Here is a 1,348-nt window from a genome sequence, read left to right as displayed (position 1 = left end):
GAGAAACTCACTCCTTTTGGGGGAATTTTTTCGATTATGGAGCAATTTGATGCTCTTTTAGCTCAAACCATAGATTCCACCTTGGGATTGAGATGCACTATGTTTGGTTATCAATATAGCGAGATTCTACGCTCTCTGATGTGCGTATATCTTTGTGGTGGCTCATGTATTGAGGATGTTACAACTCACCTGATGAAACATTTGTCTCTTCATCCAACTCTTCGCACTTGCAGCGCAGACACCATATTACGTGCTATCGAAGAACTGACTTTTAAGAGCATCACCTATAAGTCTGCTTCTGGCAAATCCTATGATTTCAATACTGCAGACAAGATGAACTGCTTACTGGTCAATGCCCTGCTTGCTACTGGTCAATTGAAATCCGGTCAAGAGTATGATTTTGACTTTGACCATCAGTTCATTGAAACAGAGAAGTATGATGCAAAACCAACCTACAAGAAGTTCTTGGGCTATAGTCCAGGGGTGGCAGTCATTAACGACATGATTGTCGGTATTGAAAATAGAGACGGTAACACAAACGTGCGCTTCAACCAAAGAGAGACTTTGGAAAGAATCTTCAAGCGATTGGAGGCTTCGGAAATATATATTTCTCGTGCCCGCATGGATTGCGGCTCATGTTCGGAGGAAATCGTAGATATGGTAGAGGCTCATTGCAGGCATTTTTATATTCGTGCCAACAGATGCTCTTCTTTCTACGATTCCATGTTTGCCTTAACTGGATGGAAAACTGTTGAAATCAACGGTATTGAGTTTGAGTTGAATTCTATCCTTGTTGAGAAATGGAAAGGAAAACCGTATCGTCTTGTCATACAGAGACAAAGGCGAATAGATGGATACCTTGACATTTGGGAAGGCGAATATACCTACAGATGTATACTGACTAACGATTACAAGTCGAGTGCAAGAGACATCGTGGAATTCTACAATCTTCGTGGTGGCAAGGAACGCATCTTCGATGACATGAACAATGGCTTTGGCTGGAATCGATTGCCAAAATCGTTCATGGCACAGAATACTGTATTCCTGCTTATGACAGCTCTCATCAGAAACTTCTACAAAGCTATTATGCAGAGATTGAAAACCCATGAATTTGGATTGCGTGCCACCAGCAGAATCAAGACCTTTGTTTTCAAGTTCATCTCTGTTCCTGCGAAATGGATTAAGACATCACGTAGGCATGTATTGAACATTTACTCAGACAACAATGCTTATGCCAACCTGTTCAAGACAGACTTTGGTTAAAGACCATGCTTTTCTGGTTAAACCAGCGTATTACCTCAAGTCGCTTTATGGGGTAAGGGGATTTTGTGTCTGCGACATTTCTGTT

1 protein-coding gene is annotated in these 1,348 nt (G+C 41.5%); it reads left to right on the top strand.

Going from position 1 to position 1,348, the window contains the following annotated elements; genetic code table 11:
- Positions 1–1,263 (top strand): IS1380 family transposase (locus tag ONT18_RS17260; RefSeq protein WP_264907295.1); only part of this gene is annotated, 1,263 nt, incomplete at its 5' end.
- Positions 1,264–1,348 lie beyond the last annotated feature (85 nt).

The sequence above is a fragment of the Segatella copri genome (assembly GCF_026015295.1).
Classification (GTDB): domain Bacteria; phylum Bacteroidota; class Bacteroidia; order Bacteroidales; family Bacteroidaceae; genus Prevotella; species Prevotella copri_C.
This window is presented reverse-complemented; position numbering and strand designations above follow the sequence as displayed.